This is a genomic window from Paractinoplanes abujensis (assembly GCF_014204895.1).
Lineage (GTDB): Bacteria > Actinomycetota > Actinomycetes > Mycobacteriales > Micromonosporaceae > Actinoplanes > Actinoplanes abujensis.
Genome location: NZ_JACHMF010000001.1, coordinates 3,108,422 through 3,123,085 on the forward strand (window position 1 = coordinate 3,108,422; position 14,664 = coordinate 3,123,085).

Annotated in this window: 18 protein-coding genes; 4 read left to right on the plus strand and 14 right to left on the minus strand. The window is 70.9% G+C overall.

Annotation, left to right across the window (positions count from 1 at the left end; translation table 11 throughout):
• Positions 1–189 precede the first annotated feature (189 nt).
• Complete coding sequence (locus tag BKA14_RS14030; RefSeq protein WP_184951368.1) at positions 190–1,077, plus strand: hydroxymethylglutaryl-CoA lyase; 888 nt, start codon at positions 190–192, stop codon at positions 1,075–1,077.
• Between the two features lie 31 nt (positions 1,078–1,108).
• Here BKA14_RS14030 and BKA14_RS14035 read toward each other — a convergent pair whose 3' ends face one another.
• The 3 genes from BKA14_RS14035 to BKA14_RS14045 all read right to left on the minus strand — a co-directional run bounded on the left by BKA14_RS14035 (position 1,109) and on the right by BKA14_RS14045 (position 3,316).
• Complete coding sequence (locus tag BKA14_RS14035) at positions 1,109–1,807, minus strand: alpha/beta fold hydrolase (protein WP_184951369.1); 699 nt, start codon at positions 1,805–1,807, stop codon at positions 1,109–1,111.
• Positions 1,808–1,827: 20 nt separating this feature from the next.
• On the minus strand, positions 1,828–2,427 hold the full coding sequence (locus tag BKA14_RS14040) for a Type 1 glutamine amidotransferase-like domain-containing protein (RefSeq protein WP_184951371.1): 600 nt from the start codon (positions 2,425–2,427) through the stop codon (positions 1,828–1,830).
• A 202-nt stretch (positions 2,428–2,629) separates the two neighbouring features.
• Positions 2,630–3,316: an EthD domain-containing protein gene (locus BKA14_RS14045; RefSeq protein WP_184951372.1), complete on the minus strand. Its 687-nt coding sequence runs from the start codon at positions 3,314–3,316 to the stop codon at positions 2,630–2,632.
• A gap of 93 nt (positions 3,317–3,409) precedes the next feature.
• Here BKA14_RS14045 and BKA14_RS14050 point away from each other — a divergent pair, with 93 nt between their 5' ends.
• The gene (locus BKA14_RS14050; protein ID WP_203722596.1) at positions 3,410–3,835 is read left to right on the plus strand and encodes a winged helix-turn-helix transcriptional regulator; all 426 of its coding nucleotides are present in this window, start codon (positions 3,410–3,412) and stop codon (positions 3,833–3,835) included.
• Between the two features lie 73 nt (positions 3,836–3,908).
• On the opposite strand, the gene BKA14_RS43890 is transcribed toward BKA14_RS14050, so the two are convergent.
• From BKA14_RS43890 to BKA14_RS14095, 10 genes are all read right to left on the minus strand, one after another.
• Positions 3,909–4,034 carry a hypothetical protein gene (locus BKA14_RS43890; protein WP_260416511.1) on the minus strand — a complete coding sequence of 42 codons (126 nt, stop codon included), beginning with the start codon at positions 4,032–4,034 and terminating at the stop codon, positions 3,909–3,911.
• A 55-nt stretch (positions 4,035–4,089) separates the two neighbouring features.
• The gene (locus BKA14_RS14055) at positions 4,090–4,596 is read right to left on the minus strand and encodes a LytR C-terminal domain-containing protein (protein ID WP_239093282.1); all 507 of its coding nucleotides are present in this window, start codon (positions 4,594–4,596) and stop codon (positions 4,090–4,092) included.
• Positions 4,597–4,669: 73 nt separating this feature from the next.
• The gene (locus BKA14_RS14060) at positions 4,670–5,659 is read right to left on the minus strand and encodes an amidohydrolase family protein (protein ID WP_184951375.1); all 990 of its coding nucleotides are present in this window, start codon (positions 5,657–5,659) and stop codon (positions 4,670–4,672) included.
• A gap of 3 nt (positions 5,660–5,662) precedes the next feature.
• Positions 5,663–6,178, minus strand: coding sequence for a 3-hydroxyanthranilate 3,4-dioxygenase (locus tag BKA14_RS14065; RefSeq protein WP_184951377.1), 516 nt, complete (start codon positions 6,176–6,178; stop codon positions 5,663–5,665).
• Complete coding sequence (locus tag BKA14_RS14070; protein ID WP_184951379.1) at positions 6,178–6,594, minus strand: RidA family protein; 417 nt, start codon at positions 6,592–6,594, stop codon at positions 6,178–6,180. Before BKA14_RS14070 ends, BKA14_RS14065 begins: the two co-directional genes overlap by 1 nt.
• Positions 6,591–7,301 carry a 2-keto-4-pentenoate hydratase gene (locus BKA14_RS14075; RefSeq protein WP_438861943.1) on the minus strand — a complete coding sequence of 237 codons (711 nt, stop codon included), beginning with the start codon at positions 7,299–7,301 and terminating at the stop codon, positions 6,591–6,593. Before BKA14_RS14075 ends, BKA14_RS14070 begins: the two co-directional genes overlap by 4 nt.
• Complete coding sequence (locus BKA14_RS14080) at positions 7,283–8,785, minus strand: 2-hydroxymuconic semialdehyde dehydrogenase (protein WP_184951382.1); 1,503 nt, start codon at positions 8,783–8,785, stop codon at positions 7,283–7,285. Before BKA14_RS14080 ends, BKA14_RS14075 begins: the two co-directional genes overlap by 19 nt.
• Positions 8,782–10,095 carry an FAD-dependent oxidoreductase gene (locus BKA14_RS14085; protein WP_184951384.1) on the minus strand — a complete coding sequence of 438 codons (1,314 nt, stop codon included), beginning with the start codon at positions 10,093–10,095 and terminating at the stop codon, positions 8,782–8,784. Before BKA14_RS14085 ends, BKA14_RS14080 begins: the two co-directional genes overlap by 4 nt.
• A complete protein-coding gene (gene kynU / locus BKA14_RS14090) occupies positions 10,092–11,330 on the minus strand; it encodes a kynureninase (protein ID WP_184951385.1) in 1,239 nt (412 codons plus the stop codon). Before kynU ends, BKA14_RS14085 begins: the two co-directional genes overlap by 4 nt.
• The gene (locus BKA14_RS14095) at positions 11,330–12,199 is read right to left on the minus strand and encodes a tryptophan 2,3-dioxygenase (protein WP_239093308.1); all 870 of its coding nucleotides are present in this window, start codon (positions 12,197–12,199) and stop codon (positions 11,330–11,332) included. Before BKA14_RS14095 ends, kynU begins: the two co-directional genes overlap by 1 nt.
• A gap of 144 nt (positions 12,200–12,343) precedes the next feature.
• Between BKA14_RS14095 and BKA14_RS14100 the strand changes: the two genes are divergently transcribed.
• Positions 12,344–12,787, plus strand: a complete 444-nt coding sequence (locus tag BKA14_RS14100) for an Lrp/AsnC family transcriptional regulator (protein ID WP_184951387.1) — start codon at positions 12,344–12,346, stop codon at positions 12,785–12,787.
• 13 nt (positions 12,788–12,800) lie between these two features.
• Complete coding sequence (locus BKA14_RS45020; protein ID WP_239093280.1) at positions 12,801–13,406, plus strand: helix-turn-helix domain-containing protein; 606 nt, start codon at positions 12,801–12,803, stop codon at positions 13,404–13,406.
• Between the two features lie 12 nt (positions 13,407–13,418).
• On the opposite strand, the gene BKA14_RS14110 is transcribed toward BKA14_RS45020, so the two are convergent.
• On the minus strand, positions 13,419–14,537 hold the full coding sequence (locus BKA14_RS14110; protein WP_239093278.1) for an alpha/beta hydrolase family protein: 1,119 nt from the start codon (positions 14,535–14,537) through the stop codon (positions 13,419–13,421).
• Between the last annotated feature and the right edge of the window lie 127 nt (positions 14,538–14,664).

Below are 14,664 nucleotides of genomic sequence, written 5' to 3' on the forward strand. Positions count from 1 at the left end.
CCGCCCGAACCTGCGCTCGGTCCTCGTCCGGCTCGCTGCCGCCCATCACGCGGACCGCCGCGCGGTGATCGCCTGCATTGCCGTCTATCGGCCGCCTGTGGTGGCCGTCACGAAACGTTGCATGCAATCCTTGCCATGATCCGGCTGTTTCCGCAAGAGTGGCCGCATGGAAACGTCAGGTTGTATGCAATGACGATCTCGATCGTCGAGGTGTCGCCCCGCGACGGGCTGCAGAACGAGTCCACCCTCGTGCCCACCGCCGACAAGCTGGCCCTGATAGCGACGCTGGTGTCGAGCGGGGTCCGGCGCATCGAGGCGGTCAGCTTCGCGCACCCGAAACGGGTCCCGCAGATGGCCGACGCCGAGGCGGTCGCGGCCGGCCTCCCGCGCGGCGACGTCTCCTGGATCGGCCTGGTGCTCAACGAACGCGGCCTCGATCGCGCGATCGCCGCCGGTCTCGACGAGGTGAACGTCGTGGTGGTCGCCACCGACACGTTCAGTCAACGCAATCAGGGCGTGCCGACCTCCGAAGCGATCGCCGCCTGGTCCCGCATCGCCGCCCGGGCCCGGGGAGCCGGCCTGCGCACCACGGTGACGATCGCCGCCGCCTTCGGCTGCCCGTTCGAGGGCGAGGTCCCCGTCGCCCGTGTCCGGTCGGTGATCGACCGGTGCCTGGAAGCGGCCCCCGACGAGCTGGCCCTGGCCGACACGATCGGCGTCGGCGTCCCGGCCCAGGTGCGGGCCCTGCACGCCGAGGTGCCCGGCGACGTTCCGCTGCGCTGGCATTTCCACAACACGCGTAACACCGGCTACGCCAACGCCTTGGCCGCCGCCGACCTGGCCGGCGACCGGCCGACCGCGCTGGACAGCAGTGCCGGCGGCATCGGCGGCTGCCCGTTCGCTCCCAACGCCACCGGCAACATCGCCACCGAGGACCTGCTGTACCTGTTGCACCGCAACGGTTTCCCGACCGGCGTCGACGTCGGGCCGCTGCTCCCGCTGGGCGCCCGGCTGGGCGACCTGCTCGGCCACCAGGTCCCCGGCCAACTCGCGCGGGCCGGTCTCTTTCCCGCCTGACGGCCCGGGCGGCTCCTCGGAGCCGCGCGCTCTACTCCCCGGCGGTTTCGAGCAGGAGCTGCGACAGCTCGCGCGGCTGGGAGAACATCGGCCAGTGACCCGTGGTCATCTCCACCAGGCGCCATCCGTAGGAGGCCAGCAGGCCGGCCCATGCGGTCTCGAGTTTCCCGTCGGGCAGCAGGCAGTGGATGTACGTCGCGGGCAGCGCACTCAGGGGCCGGGTCAGCACGGCGGGCTCGGTCAGCGTGGCGCCCGGATGCGGCGTCGACCCGGCCACGATCCGGGCGACCTGCTCGTCGGTGAGCCCGTGCCCGCCGTAGTGGGCCGGAGCGGCAACCGGCCAGAACCCGTCGTTGGCGGCGATCGCGGCTCGCATCGCCGCACCGCCGTCGGGTCCGCCCGACGCGAACGCCTCCCCGTCGGCCGACAGACTGGCGTCGACGAAGATCACTCGGGCCGGCCGGTTCCCGATCCGCTCCGCGGCCTGCCCGACCGGGACACCCGCGTAGCTGTGCCCGACCAGGACGACGTCACGCAGATCCGCGCTGTCCACCGCGTCCACGATGTCCTGCACGTGGGTCTGCTGCCCCGCCGGCACTCCGTGCTTGTCGGCCAGCCCGGACAATGTCAGCGGGTGAACGCCGTGCCCCACCGCTTCGAGATGAGGCACGACGTCGGCCCACGCCCACGCTCCGAGCCGAGCGCCGGCCACCAGTACGAAATTCGCCATCGACGCACCGTAGCCGAACCTCAGCTGGGCCGAACCGCCCGAACCCCGTTCCGTACGACCACCGCCTGATCGTCACGGATCGGCACGAAGTCGTACCGGTCCCCCTCCTCGGCGATGATCCGCGCGTAGAGCTCCTCGCGCCCCCGGTTGGCGTGCGACAGCGGATAGAACGACACCAGCCCGAGCCCACTCGTGTCCTCGACGACGCCCGGATCGTCGTCGTCCCGGTAGCCCGCGAGATCGGCCGCCGCCAGCGCGGCCCCCGCCGACATTCCCGCGTACGCCAGCCGCCCTGACGCCACCCTCTGCTGCACCGCGCCGACGAACCCCGTCCGCTGAGCGTGCTGAAGCAGAAAGATCGGATATCCGCCGGTGACGAACACCAGGTCCGCCTCGGCCAGCACTTCTGCTACCTCGCCCGGTGCCGCCGCCTCAAGATCGAGCCGGCGCACGGACAGCCCCGCGCCTTCGATCGCCGCCTCGGCCACGCCGACCCACGGCGCCGACGCCATCGGATTACCCGCGGTGGGCACAAGCACAGCCCGCCGCGGTCTCGGGGTCAGCTCGTCGAGCCAGCCGCCCAGGGCGCCGAGCCCCTGACTGCCGAGAAAGACATTCATGATCCGCAGTATGACCAAGCGCCAGCACCACCACGACTCGACAGTGGAGAAACGATCATCGAAAGCGGGGAGGCAGCAAGCAGGCGCGGACCGAGGCGGAGAACGGGAGCACAAGGAAGCGGAGAACGGCCCGCGCGAGGCGGCGTCGAGGGCGCGGTAGGTCGCCTGGCGAGGGTGCCGGAGGTGGCGTCGGGGGTGCGGGTCAGCGGAGGAAGCGCTCGGACCGGGTGAGCATCGTGATGGCGTGGCCGGCGCGGCCGATCAGGGTTTGCCAGGCTTCGGGGTCCGACTGCGCTCCGGCGCGGAAGGCGGACATGGTCGGCCACCACAGCTGGCGGGCGCCGAGGAACGGGGGTGTGTTGCCGTGTACTGCGGGGCTGGGGTAGTTGCGGGTGTGGCGGAAAGCGCCGAGGCGCCGGCCCAGCTCGAGGTCGTCGTCGCCGGCCCACGAGGCGTGGCCGTCGAGGTGGACGAACTGGAGCAGCTGGATGGTGACGCTACGGTCGAGGACGTCCCACAGGGCGTCGCCGTACGCGTGGCCGTCCTGGGCTCGTAGCCGGGCGACCAGCACTTCCTCGTCGGTGCTGAGGAAGCGTGACCGTTCGGGGATCTGGAAGGCGGGTTCGTCGGGCTGCACGTGGTCGACGTACTGGGGTTCGGAGAGCAGGCCGGACGCGTCGGCGGCGGAGTCGAACGACGAGATGGCGACGCCGGCGACCTCGTCCTGGCCGGCGCCGAGCAGGTCGGTGTCGACCTGGTGCGCCTGCACGTAGCTGCGCAGACCGGGGATCAGGCGGCCCATGGTGCCGTGGGGGTGCCGCCAGTGGTCGTGGAACTCCTCCGCCGTCACGTCGGGACGGCGTACGAGCAGCGAGAAGAAGCGAAGCACGAGGAGCACCTTCCTGAGTTGGAAATCCCAACCTAGCCAGCTGAGTTGGAAACGACAACCCAGGAGGGCGGCGCCGTGAGCGACAATGGATCAGTGACCTCCCCGATCGAGCAGTCGTGCTCGCTGTCGCAGGCGCTCGACTTCTTCAGTGAGCGCTGGATGCTGCAGATCATGCGCGAGGCGTTCCAAGGCACCACGCGGTTCACCGACTTCCGCAAGGCGCTGCGGATCGCCTCCGACGTTCTCACCACCCGCCTCACCGCCCTCGTCGAGGCGGGCGTGATGGAGCGCCGGGAGTATCGCGAGGCGGGTCAGCGCGCCCGCACCGACTACCACCTGACCGGCTCGGGGCAGCAGCTCGCCCTCGTGCTGGCCGCTCTGCAGCAGTGGGGTGAGCAGCACCTGCCCAGCGACGTCCCCGGCATCACGTTCAGCAGTGCGGCCGGCCGGGCCGTGGCGGTGCGTTTCGTCGACGAGGACGGCGCGGTGCTCGACGAGAAGGACGTGCTGACGAAGTAGCGGAGGTCAGGGCGCCTCGCACGGGCCCGGCGGGAAGGGTGGGCACGCTGAGCTGGGCCGGCGACTGGTTGGCTCAGGTGCCGGTGGCCGGCCGGCGGTAGCGAGGGCCGATCACGATGTCGATGACGTCAGCGGTGCGGGTGGCGCTGAACTGCGGCTCCGGCGGACGCCCGGCCGAGGACGGGGCAGTCGCCGGCACAGCGGGTGACGTGGCCGCGGGAGCGGTGGGCGAAGGCGACGCGCGGTGATCGGTGTCACGCCTCGCAGGCGCCCGGCGGGAGCTTGGGCACGCTCAGCTGGGCCAGGGCCTGGTTGACCTCGGTGTAGGTGGCCAATTGGCGATACTTCGGGCCGATGATGATGTCGATCACGTCGCTGCTGCGGGTGGCGCTGTACTGCGGCTCGGCCTCGTCGAGGAAGTAGGCCCGGATCCACTGGGCGGCGCCGACCGTCTTGGGCCCGTAGCGGACGACCGCGACGTCTTTGAGCTTGCCCTTGCTGGCGGCCGGCTTCGACATCACGAAGCCGCGGTTCTTGAAGTCCTCGGTGACCCGCTCGGCCAGGCCGGGCGTGGTGGTGCCGTTGAGCACGCGCAGTTTGACCTGGGACGCGTCGGCGGGCAGGTCCAGGCTGACCCGGGGCGCGCCGGGCGGGCAGTCCTGGCCGGCGGCGGCGTTGGCCTGGGTGTCGCGCACGACGGCGATCACCACGACCACGATCGCCACCACGAGGAGGAAGCCGACGACAACCAACGAACGCACCCGACTGAAGCTCACGCCGAGCCAGACGCTCAACACCCCCGCCCCGGACGACAGTTATGACGTAAGACACACCTCAGCCGTACAGGAAACGGGTCGCGTTGGTCGTGAGCAGCTTCTCGCGCTGCGCGTCGGACAGGAACGACGCCGACCGGACGACCTGCCCGGCCGGGCGCTCGCCCAGCGGGTACGGGTAGTCGCTGCCCACGACGACCTGGTCCGCGCCCATCGTGTCGACCAGCAGGCGCAGGGCGGGTTCGCTGAAGACCACCGAGTCGACGAAGATGCGGTCCACGTAGGCGCTGGGCGGGCGGGTGGAACGGCCCCGCACGAGGTCGCCCTTGCGTTCCCAGGCGTTGTCGGCGCGGCCCAGCCAGTACGGGAAACTGCCGCCGCCGTGCGCGAAGCACAACCGCAGCGTGGGCGGGACCTGGTCGAGCACGCCGCCCAGGATCAGGGCCAGCGCCGACAGGTGGGTCTCGGCGGGCATGCCGGTCAGCCAGCGCGCCATCCAGCGGTCGAGGCGCGGCCCCTCCGGCATGTCCCACGGGTGCACGAAGACGGGCGCACCCACCGCCGCGCAGTGCTGCAGGAACTCGACGATCCCGGCCGCATCGAGGTCCTGGTCGCCGACGTGGTTGCCGATCTCGACGCCGACGTGCCCGGCCGCCATCGAACGGTCCAGCTCAGCACAAGCGGCGTCCGGGTCCTGCAGCGGCACCTGACAGAACGGGATGAAGCGCGAGTCGCCGTCGATCAAGGACAGGGTCAGGTCGTTGAAGATCCGTGACAACGCCACCGCCTGGGCCGGTGTGCGGTCGTAGCCGAAGAAGACCGGCGTCGGTGAGACGACCTGGTGCGAAACCCCGTCGGCGGACATGTCGGCGAGGCGGACAGCGGGGTCCCACGCCGACGAGTCGATCCGGCGGAACTCCGTCTCGCGGATCATGATGATCGCTTCGCGCTCGGACGTGACCTTGAGCCAGGGCCAGCCGGTCCCGCCGCACGCGCCGGCGAGGTCCGGCCAGCCCTTCGGCACGACGTGCGTGTGGACGTCGATGGTCAAGCGTCAGCCCTTCCCGGGGTGCAGCGCGCCGCAGTTGTCACACGTGCGGGCCTTCTCGTCGGAGTAGAACGCGGTGAACACCGGCGGCAGGTCCTCGACGATGTCGCGCACCTGCAGTTCGACCTCGTGCACCAGGTGGTCGCACTCGAAGCAGTACCACTGGAACTTCTCGAGCGTGCCCTCCTCGCGGACCCGCTCGACGACCAGGCCGATCGAGCCGGGCTCGGGCCGCTGCGGCGAGTGCGGCGTGTTGCCGGGCAGCACCCACATCTCACCCTCGCGGATGTGCACGTCCTTCGGCCCGTCCGGGGTCATCGTCTTGACGTGCATGTTGCCTTTGACCTGGTAGAAGAACTCCTCGTACGGATCCACGTGGAAGTCCGTCCGCGAGTTGGGGCCGCCGACGACCATGACGATGAAGTCGTCGCCGGTCGGGAACATCTGCTTGTTGCCGACCGGCGGCTTGAGCAGGTGCTTGTTGTCCTCGATCCAGCCCGGGAAGTTGATCGGGTCGGTCATCACGCCTCCAACGGCAGAGCGGCCACAGCTTGGATTTCGATCAGGAGATGGGGGTGCGGCAGTTGGTGCACGGCCACCGTCGTACGGGAAGGGCCGTCGTAGTCGAAGAACTCGGCGTAGACCTTGTTGTAGCCACCGAAGTCGTTCATGTTCACGAGATAGGTCGTGATCTGCACGACGTCGTCCAGCGTGGCCCCGACCGACGCGAGAATGTCCGAGATGTTGGTGATGACGGCCCGGGTCTGCACGGCGACGTCGAGCGTGGTGGTGCCCATCTCGTCCACCGACGCGCCCGCGATCGTGTTGTCCGGAAGGCGGCTGCTCGTGCCGCTGACGAAGGCGAACCCGTTGGCCACCTTGACGTGCGGGAACCTGCCGCGCGGAGTGGCCTTGCCCTCGACGAGCCGCCCGGTCACGACGAGGCCTTCAGCGAGGCGGCACCCAGACCGGCCACTTCTACCCGTACGGATTGACCCGGCCCGACCCGCACGGCGGCGGTCGCCGCGCCCGCGAGCACGATCCAGTCGTCCTCGAGCGTGCCCGCCAGCCGCAGCGCCTCAGCGAAGGCCGTGAGCGGATCGCCCAGGATGGCCGCGGTCGAACCGGTCTCGGCCACCTCGTCGTCGAGGAGCAACCGCACCTCGAGATCACCGAGGCCGGACGGCAACGGCTGCCACGAACCGACCACGAACCCGGCCGCGGAGGTGTTGTCCGCGATCACCTCGTCCAAAGTGAACTTGAAGTCGAGCCAGCGGGAGTCGATCACTTCGAGGGCCGGCGCCACAGCGGCGACGGCCCCGTCCCGTACGAGGAAAGCAACTTCCGGCTCGACCTTGGGGTGGATGCGCGCCGCGAGGTCGAGCACCCCGCCGTCCTCGATGCGCATCGCGTCGGTCAGCCATCCCCAGATGACCGAGTCCACGCCCATCTGCTGCATCTTGGCCTTGCTGGTCAGCCCCAGCTTGACGCCGGCGATCGTCTCGCCGCGGGCCAGGCGCAGGTCGACGACCTCGCGCTGCACCGCGTAGGGGTCGGGGATCTGATGGCCGCCGGGCAGCTCGGTGGCGGTGGTCAGCGCGTCGTCCAGCAGAACAGCGAGCGAGGTCATGACATGTCCAAGCAGACGTTGGTGTATTCGGAGTAGAAGTCGAGCGAGTGCCGGCCGCCCTCGCGTCCGACGCCGGAGGCGCGCATCCCGCCGAACGGGGTGCGCAGGTCGCGCAGGAACCACGTGTTGATCCAGACCAGGCCCACGTCGAGCTGCGCGCCGGCCCGCAGTGCCCGGCCCACGTCGCGGGTCCAGACCGTGCCGGCCAGCCCGTACGCGCTGTCGTTGGCCAGCGCGAACGCCTCGTCCTCGTCGTCGAACGGGGCGATGTGGCAGATCGGGCCGAAAACCTCTTCCCGTACGGTCCGCGCGTCCTGACCGAGCCCGGTGATCACGGTGGGTTCGATGTAGGACCCGCCGTCGCGCTCGTCGCCGAAGTGCGGCACGCCCCCGCCCGCCAGCACTGTCGCGCCCTCCTGGCGGGCCAGGTCGTAGTAGCCGAGCACCTTGTCGCGGTGGGCCTTGGAGATCAGCGGCATGGTGCCGGTGGCCTCGTCGGACGGCCAGCCGTACGTGAGTTCCTTCGCGCGCGCGGCCAGCCGGGCGGCGAACTCGTCGAAGATCGGCCGCTGCACGTACAGCCGCTCGGTGCACAGGCAGACCTGGCCGCCGTTGGTGAAGCTGGACCGCACGCTGCCGGCCACGGCCGCGTCGAGGTCGGCGTCGGCGAAGACCAGCCCCGCGTTCTTGCCGCCGAGCTCGAACGACACCGGTTTCACCCCGGGGGCGGCCGCGCGCATGATGGCCGAGCCGGTGGCCGACTCGCCGGTGAAGGTGATCGCGTCGACGCCGGGGTGCGTGGTCAGCCACTCCCCCGCGGCGTCGGGTCCGTGGCCGTGCACGAGGTTGAACACGCCCTCGGGCACACCGGCCGCGGCCATCACCTCGGCCAGCACGGTGGCCGAGGCCGGGGTCTCCTCGCTGGGCTTGACGACCACGGCGTTGCCGCAGGCCAGCGCGGGCGCGACCTTCCACGTGAGCAGCAGCAGGGGCAGGTTCCAGGGCACGATGATGGCGACGACGCCCATCGGCTTGCGGACCGCGTAGTTGAGCGCGCGCCCACCGGCGGCGGTGGCCGTCGTGAACGATTCGGTGCCGGTGGCCGCCACGACGTCGGCGAAGGCGCGGAAGTTGGCCGCGCCGCGCGGGATGTCGAGCGTACGGGCCTGGGTCAGGGTTTTACCCGTGTCCGCGACCTCTGCCGTGACCAGATCCTCGAATCGGCGCTCGAGCTCGTCTGCGATCCGGCGCAGGACGACGGCGCGTTCCTGCTCCGAAGTGCGCCCCCAGGGTCCGCGCACGGCTGCCCTCGCGGCGGCGACCGCATCGTCCACCGTGGAACGGTCGGACTCGGTGACCGAAAAGACCGTCTCACCCGTGACCGGGGACGCCTTGGCGAACGTGACCGTGGCCGGGCGGAACTCGCCGGCGACGAAATTGCGCAGAAGTGGCGGCTCACCGGCCGGGCGACCGGTGACGAGGGTGCGATCCCAGTTCATCGCCGCACCACCCGACGGGCCACCGCAGCCACACCCAGAGCGGCCAGTGCGCCGGCCGTCCAGCCGAGTACCTGGTGTTGTCGTTTCACCCGGCGGCGGACATCCGCGTACGGGGTGGTGGAGAAGGAAACCAGCTCGTAGCGCGACACGTACTTGCCGGGCAGCAGCCGTTCCAGGGTGTGCTCGACGGTCTTGCCCAGCTTGAAGAACGGGGCGGCCACCTTGTCGCGCATCTCGACGAAGTTGGCCAGGGCCATCTCGGCGATCGCCTCGGAGTTCTCGCGGCGGCCCCGCTCGTAGAGGGGAAGCGCCTCGGCCCAGTTGTCGCCGGTGGCGTCGAGGCAGCGGTCCAGCTCGACCACGTCCTCGAAGGAGGCGTTGGCGCCCTGGCCGTAGAACGGGACGATGGCGTGCGCGGCGTCGCCGATCAGCGCGACCCGGCCCAGCAGCTGCCAGGGCGCGCATCTCACCGTGCCGAGCAGGCCGACCGGGTTGTGCCGGTAGTCGTCGACCAGGTTCGGGATCAGTTCCAGCAGGTCCGGGTACTGGTCGCGGAAGTGGCGTTCGATCGCGGCCGGGCTGCCCAGCGAGGCGAAGCTGCCGGTGCCGGCGTTGGGCCAGAACAGCGTGCCGGTGAACGACCGGTCCGGGTTGGGCAGCGCGATCATCATCGAGGTGCCCCGCGGCCAGATGTGCAGCGCGCCCGGGTCGAGGGCGTAGTCGCCGTCGCGGGCCGGGATCGTCAGCTCCTTGTAGCCGTAGTCGAGGAAGCTCACGGTCTCGGTGAAGCTTTCCCCCGCGTACGCCATGAGGAGACCACGGGTGGCTGAACCGGCGCCGTCGGCCCCGAGCACGATGTCGGCCTTGGCCTGTGAGCCGTCGGCGAAGCCGAGCGTGCCCAGGGCGGGGTCGAGCGCGGTCAGCGGGCGTTCGAAGTGGATGGTCACGCCCTCAGTGGCGGCGGCCGCGTCGAGCAGCGCGTCGTTGAGGGCGCCGCGGCCGATCGAGTTGATCGCCCGGTCGCCGTCCAGGCTGTACGGCTGGAAGTTGGTCTCGCCGCCCAGCGGGTGCACCATCCGGCCGCGCATCGGCAGCGCGTCCTTGAGCACCTGCTCGTCGAGGCCGATCCGGCGCAGCGCGTCGAGGCCCCGCTCGGAGAGGGCCAGGTTGATCGAGCGGCCGCGTTCGGCCCCGGTGACGCGCGGGTCGGGGCGGCGCTCGTACAGGTCGACCGTGTAGCCGCGGCGGCCCAGGTAACAGGCAAGCAGGCTGCCGCACAGCCCGGCGCCGACGATGGCAACGTGCTTCACGGGGTCTCCTCCACGCAGGCGGCGAGCGCGGCCGCGGCCCGGCGGCAGTCCTCTTCGGTCGAGTACAGCGGGACGGGCGCGAACCGCACGATGTCGGGCTGGCGGGCGTCGGCGATGACCCCGTGCTCGAAGCGCAGCCGCTTGGTCAGCGCGCCCGCGTTGCCCTCGTGCAGGCGTACGGACAACTGGCAGCCATGACGGGCCGGCTCGCGGGGCGTGATGACCGAGAGCGGGCGGGTGGCCACGACCTCGTCCAGCAGGTCACGCAGGTAGGTGGTCAGGTGCAGGCTGCGTTCGCGCAGGGCGGGCATGCCGACCTCGTCGAAGATGCGCAGCGAGGTGCGTACGGGGCCCATGGCGAGGATCGGCGGGTTGGAGACCTGCCAGGCGTCGGCGCTGCGCGGGGGCCGGGACTCGGGGGTCATCTCGAAGCGGGTGCTCGCCTCGGTGCTCCACCAGCCCTCGAAGCGGTGCAGGTCGGCGCCGTGGTGCCGCTCGTGGACGAAGACGCCGGCCAGCGCGCCCGGCCCCGAGTTCAGGTATTTGTACGAGCACCAGGCGGCGAAGTCGGCGCCCCACTCGTGCAGGCTCAGCGGCACGTTGCCCGCGGCGTGCGCGAGGTCCCAGCCGACCACGGCGCCGGCCTTCTTCCCGGCCGCGGTGATCGCCGGCATGTCCATCAGCTCGCCGGTGAGGTAGTTGACGCCGCCCAGCATCAGCAGGGCCACCGTATGGCCCTCGGTTTCCAGGAACGCGACGACGTCCTCGGTGCGCAACGTGTCCTCGCCGGCGCGCGGGCGCAGCCGTACGACGGTGGTGTCGGGGTCGAGGCCGTGGAACCGGGCCTGACTGCGCACGGCGTAACTGTCGGACGGGAACGCCGCGTCCTCGATCACGATGCGGGTGCGCTCGCCGGCCGGGCGGTAGAACGACACCATCAGCAGGTGCAGGTCGACCGTGAGCGAGTTCATCACCACGACCTCGGACGGCAGCGCGCCGACGAGCCGGGCCGCGGGCTGGGTGAGCAGCTCGTGATACGGCAGCCAGGGCCGGGCCGCGTCCAGGTGGCCCTCGACGCCGAGCCGGGCCCACTCGTCGAGGTCCTCGTTCAGCTCGACCCGGGTCGCCTTGGGTTGCAGTCCCAGCGAGTTCCCGGCGAAGTAGGCGACCTCCGGATGGTCGCCCCCTTCGGCCGGGGGGATGTGGAACAGATGGCGCAGCCCTGCAAAGCTCATTACATCTCCGTCCGCGAGGTCCACAGCTCCGGGAAGACCGGCCGGCTCATACTGCGCTGCAGGAAGGCCAGCCCGTTGGAGCCGCCCGTGCCGCTCTTGGCCCCCATTGTTCTTTGCACCGCCTTGAGATGCAGGTAACGCCAGTCACCGAAACGGTCGGCGACCTCGGTCAGCGCCTCACCCAGCAGCCTGAGGTGGTTCTCCGGGCCGGTATCACGATAAACGCGCACCCAGGCGCGGGCGACCGACTGGTCGGCCTCGTGCTCGTCGGCGACGTCCCGCTCCAGCAGCCCGGGCGTGAGGTCGTGACCCCGGCGGGCGAGCAGCGCGATCACCTCGTCCCACAGGCTCGCGCGGTGCAGGGCCACTTCCAGTTCGCCGTACGCCGTAGTGCCCTTGAACGGACGCATCAGCGACTTGGTGCGCAGCCCGAGCAGGAACTCGACCTGACGGTACATCGCCGACTGGAAGCCCGAGCCCTCGCCGAGCAGGTCGCGGAACGTGTTGAAGTCGGCCGGGGTCATCCAGCGCAGCGTCTGCCAGGCCGCGTTGAGGCCCTCCAGATGCAGCGCGGCCCGGCGCAACGGGGCCAGCGCGGGCCACACCTCGTCGTTGCGCACGTGCTCGCGGGCCTGCTCCAGCTCGTGCCGGAGCAGGCCGAAGTACAGCTCCATGATCTGGCTGACCATGAGGAACGACATCTCGCCGGGGTCACCGCTCAGGGTGCGCTGCAGCGTGTGCAGGGTGCTGGCGTGCACGTACGAGTCGTACGGCACCCGCCGCCCGAACTCCAGCGTGGGCGCCCCGCCGTTGCGCGCCGTACGAGCGTCGCGCTCCTCGGCGGTGGTCGGCCGCACAGTATCCACGATCTCTCCTCCGGCCCGGTTTTTCTGGCTCCATGATTTCGTCGGCCCCGCTCTCCCCGGAATGCCGAATCAACGGCGCTGACCTCCGGGAACAGTTGATCAACGGCTAGATTTGCCGGGACGGTTAACGAACGGAAGGTGGCCGGGTTGGACGCGATGGACTGGGCCCTGCTGCGCGAACTGCAGGAGGACGCGCGCCTGTCCTACAGCGAGCTCTCCCGCCGGGTGCACTTGTCGCCCCCCGCGGTGGCCGAGCGGGTGCGGCGGCTCGAGGAGACCGGGGTGATCCGGGGGTATCACGCCCACGTCGACCTGGCCAAGGCCGGCCGTACGGTCCTCGGGCTGATCCGCATGTCCTGCTACGGCCCGACGTGTGTGCTGCGCGACGACAAGGTGGCCACGTGGCCCGAGGTGCTGGAGATCAACCGGGTCACCGGCGACACCTGTTGCGTGCTCAAAGTGGCGGCTGTCTCGATGGAAGCGTTCGCCGACGTCACCGACCGGCTCGGCACCTACGGCACGCCGTCCAGCACGATGATCCTGGCGACGCCGCTGGACTGGCAGCCCATCGCGCCGCCACCCCGTTTTTAGTAGCATCGAACGCGTGACCGAACCGCTCGAAGACGCCTCGGCCGTGCAGGTCGGTCCGCGCATCCGCGAGTTCCGCAAGCAGCGCGGCCTGACCCTGCGCAGCCTGGCCGCCCGCTCCGGCCTTTCGATCGGGTTCCTGTCGCAGGTCGAGCGGGGCATCTCGTCGATCGGGCTGACCGCGCTGGGCAGCGTGGCGACCGCGCTCGGGCACTCGGTGGCCGACTTCTTCGACGCTCCGGCCGCCCCCGGCGCGCCCGACCCGGTCGTGGTGCCGATGCCGCGGCACTTCACGCTGACCCGGGGCGAGAACGCGGCCGTGCAATACGTGTCGGGCCAGCAGACTTACCGCATGCTGTCCGATCGCGGGGCCGGGCTGGTGCTCGAGCCGATGGTGGTGCACATCGCGCCGGGCGGGCGGCGGGAGGTCGCGTACGGGCACGCCGGCGAGGAATTCGCGTACGTGATCTCGGGCGAACTGCTCTACGAGGTCGACGGCGTGGAGCACCGGCTGCACCCGGGCGACAGCGTGCACCTGCGCTCGTCGGTGCCGCACAGCATGTACAACGACACGTCAGAGGTGACCACCGTGGTCTCGGTGGTCACCCCGCGCCTCTTCTGACCAAGATCGTGTTCACGTACGTGAAACAACGGCCTCCATGGTGGCGGCCCAGATCGGTGACGCCGGAGCGATCACGTCGAAGTGGTCGCCCGGCTGCTCCAGCAAGGTGACCCCGGAGGCCGCGGCGAACCGGCGGTTGATGTCGATCAGGTCGAGGCTGTCGCCGCTGCCCTGCACGAGCAGCGCGGGCGAGGCCAGCGGCAGCCGCGTCATCGGGTCGCTCGCCGCGTAGACGTCGGGCACGTCGGCCGGGCCGCCGCCGAGCGCGGTGGTGATCGCGCCCTCCCCCAGGAACCGGCGCTGGCCCTCGTGCAGGTCGAGCACCCCCGCCAGCGAGACGGCCAGCGCGATGTCCGGATCGTCGGCGGCCAGACGCAACGCGAGCTGACCGCCCGCCGAGTGGCCGAACAGCACGATCGGGGCGCCGGGGTGGCGTTGGCGCGCCCCGGCGACCCCCGCGGCGAGATCGGCCGTGGTGGCGGCCCAGCCGTTGCGGTCGGGACGGCGGTATTCGAGGTTCCAGCTCACCCAGCCGCGGGCGGACAGGTCGACGGCGAGCGCGTCCATCAGGTCGGCGGCCCAGTTCGACCGCCAGAACCCGCCGTGGATGAGGATCCCGACCGGCGCCACGGAGGGGGCGTCCATGGCGCCGGCCGGGAGATCGGGGGCGGCCGCCGTGGCCGTCAGGCTCTGGGCCGCGACAGTGGCCGCGACGGCCGCGGCGACACCGGCTGCCGGCCCGGGGCCGCTCCGCGCGGGGAGCCGCTCGTCGGCCCACTGCTCGGCGTGCTCGCCGTAGGCCACCCGCTCGGCCGGATGCCGCAACCGGAACACCGCATGCCTGATCGCCCAGGCCAGGCCCCACACGCCCCGGCCGTGCAGGTGCTGCGGCGAGGCCGGGTGGGCCACCGTCAGGTCGTAGAAGACCGTGTTCGCGGGTGCGGCCGCCATCAGTGCCGGGTCGGCCGGCACCACCACGGCCGGGCCGTCGTGCGCGGCCAGGTCGGCGGCGGTCGCGGCGCCGACCACGCGGAGACCGGCGTCCAGGTCCCAGGCCGTGTCGCCGGCCAGCTTGGTCAGCAGATCACGGTCGGCCACCAGGTCGGGGCCGAGCACCAGCAGGACGTCCATCGGGCGGGCTCCTCACCATCGATCATGGGGGTTACTGGTGCTCACGGCTAAAAAACCCGCCCTCCCAGGGGGCCACCGCCACACCGGTAATTCTGACGAAGTTCGGCCGATCTTGCCGGACGGCCTG

What these genes read in the sequence shown, in the direction of transcription:
- BKA14_RS14080 (WP_184951382.1), bottom strand. Translation starts at nt 8,785, where the DNA reads ATGAACTGGGATCGCACCCTCGTCACCGGTCGCCCGGCCGGTGAGCCG.
- BKA14_RS14040 (WP_184951371.1), bottom strand. Translation starts at nt 2,427, where the DNA reads ATGAATGTCTTTCTCGGCAGTCAGGGGCTCGGCGCCCTGGGCGGCTGG.
- BKA14_RS14110 (WP_239093278.1), bottom strand. Translation starts at nt 14,537, where the DNA reads ATGGACGTCCTGCTGGTGCTCGGCCCCGACCTGGTGGCCGACCGTGAT.
- kynU (WP_184951385.1), bottom strand. Translation starts at nt 11,330, where the DNA reads ATGAGCTTTGCAGGGCTGCGCCATCTGTTCCACATCCCCCCGGCCGAA.
- BKA14_RS14065 (WP_184951377.1), bottom strand. Translation starts at nt 6,178, where the DNA reads ATGACCGACCCGATCAACTTCCCGGGCTGGATCGAGGACAACAAGCAC.
- BKA14_RS14030 (WP_184951368.1), top strand. Translation starts at nt 190, where the DNA reads ATGACGATCTCGATCGTCGAGGTGTCGCCCCGCGACGGGCTGCAGAAC.
- BKA14_RS14035 (WP_184951369.1), bottom strand. Translation starts at nt 1,807, where the DNA reads ATGGCGAATTTCGTACTGGTGGCCGGCGCTCGGCTCGGAGCGTGGGCG.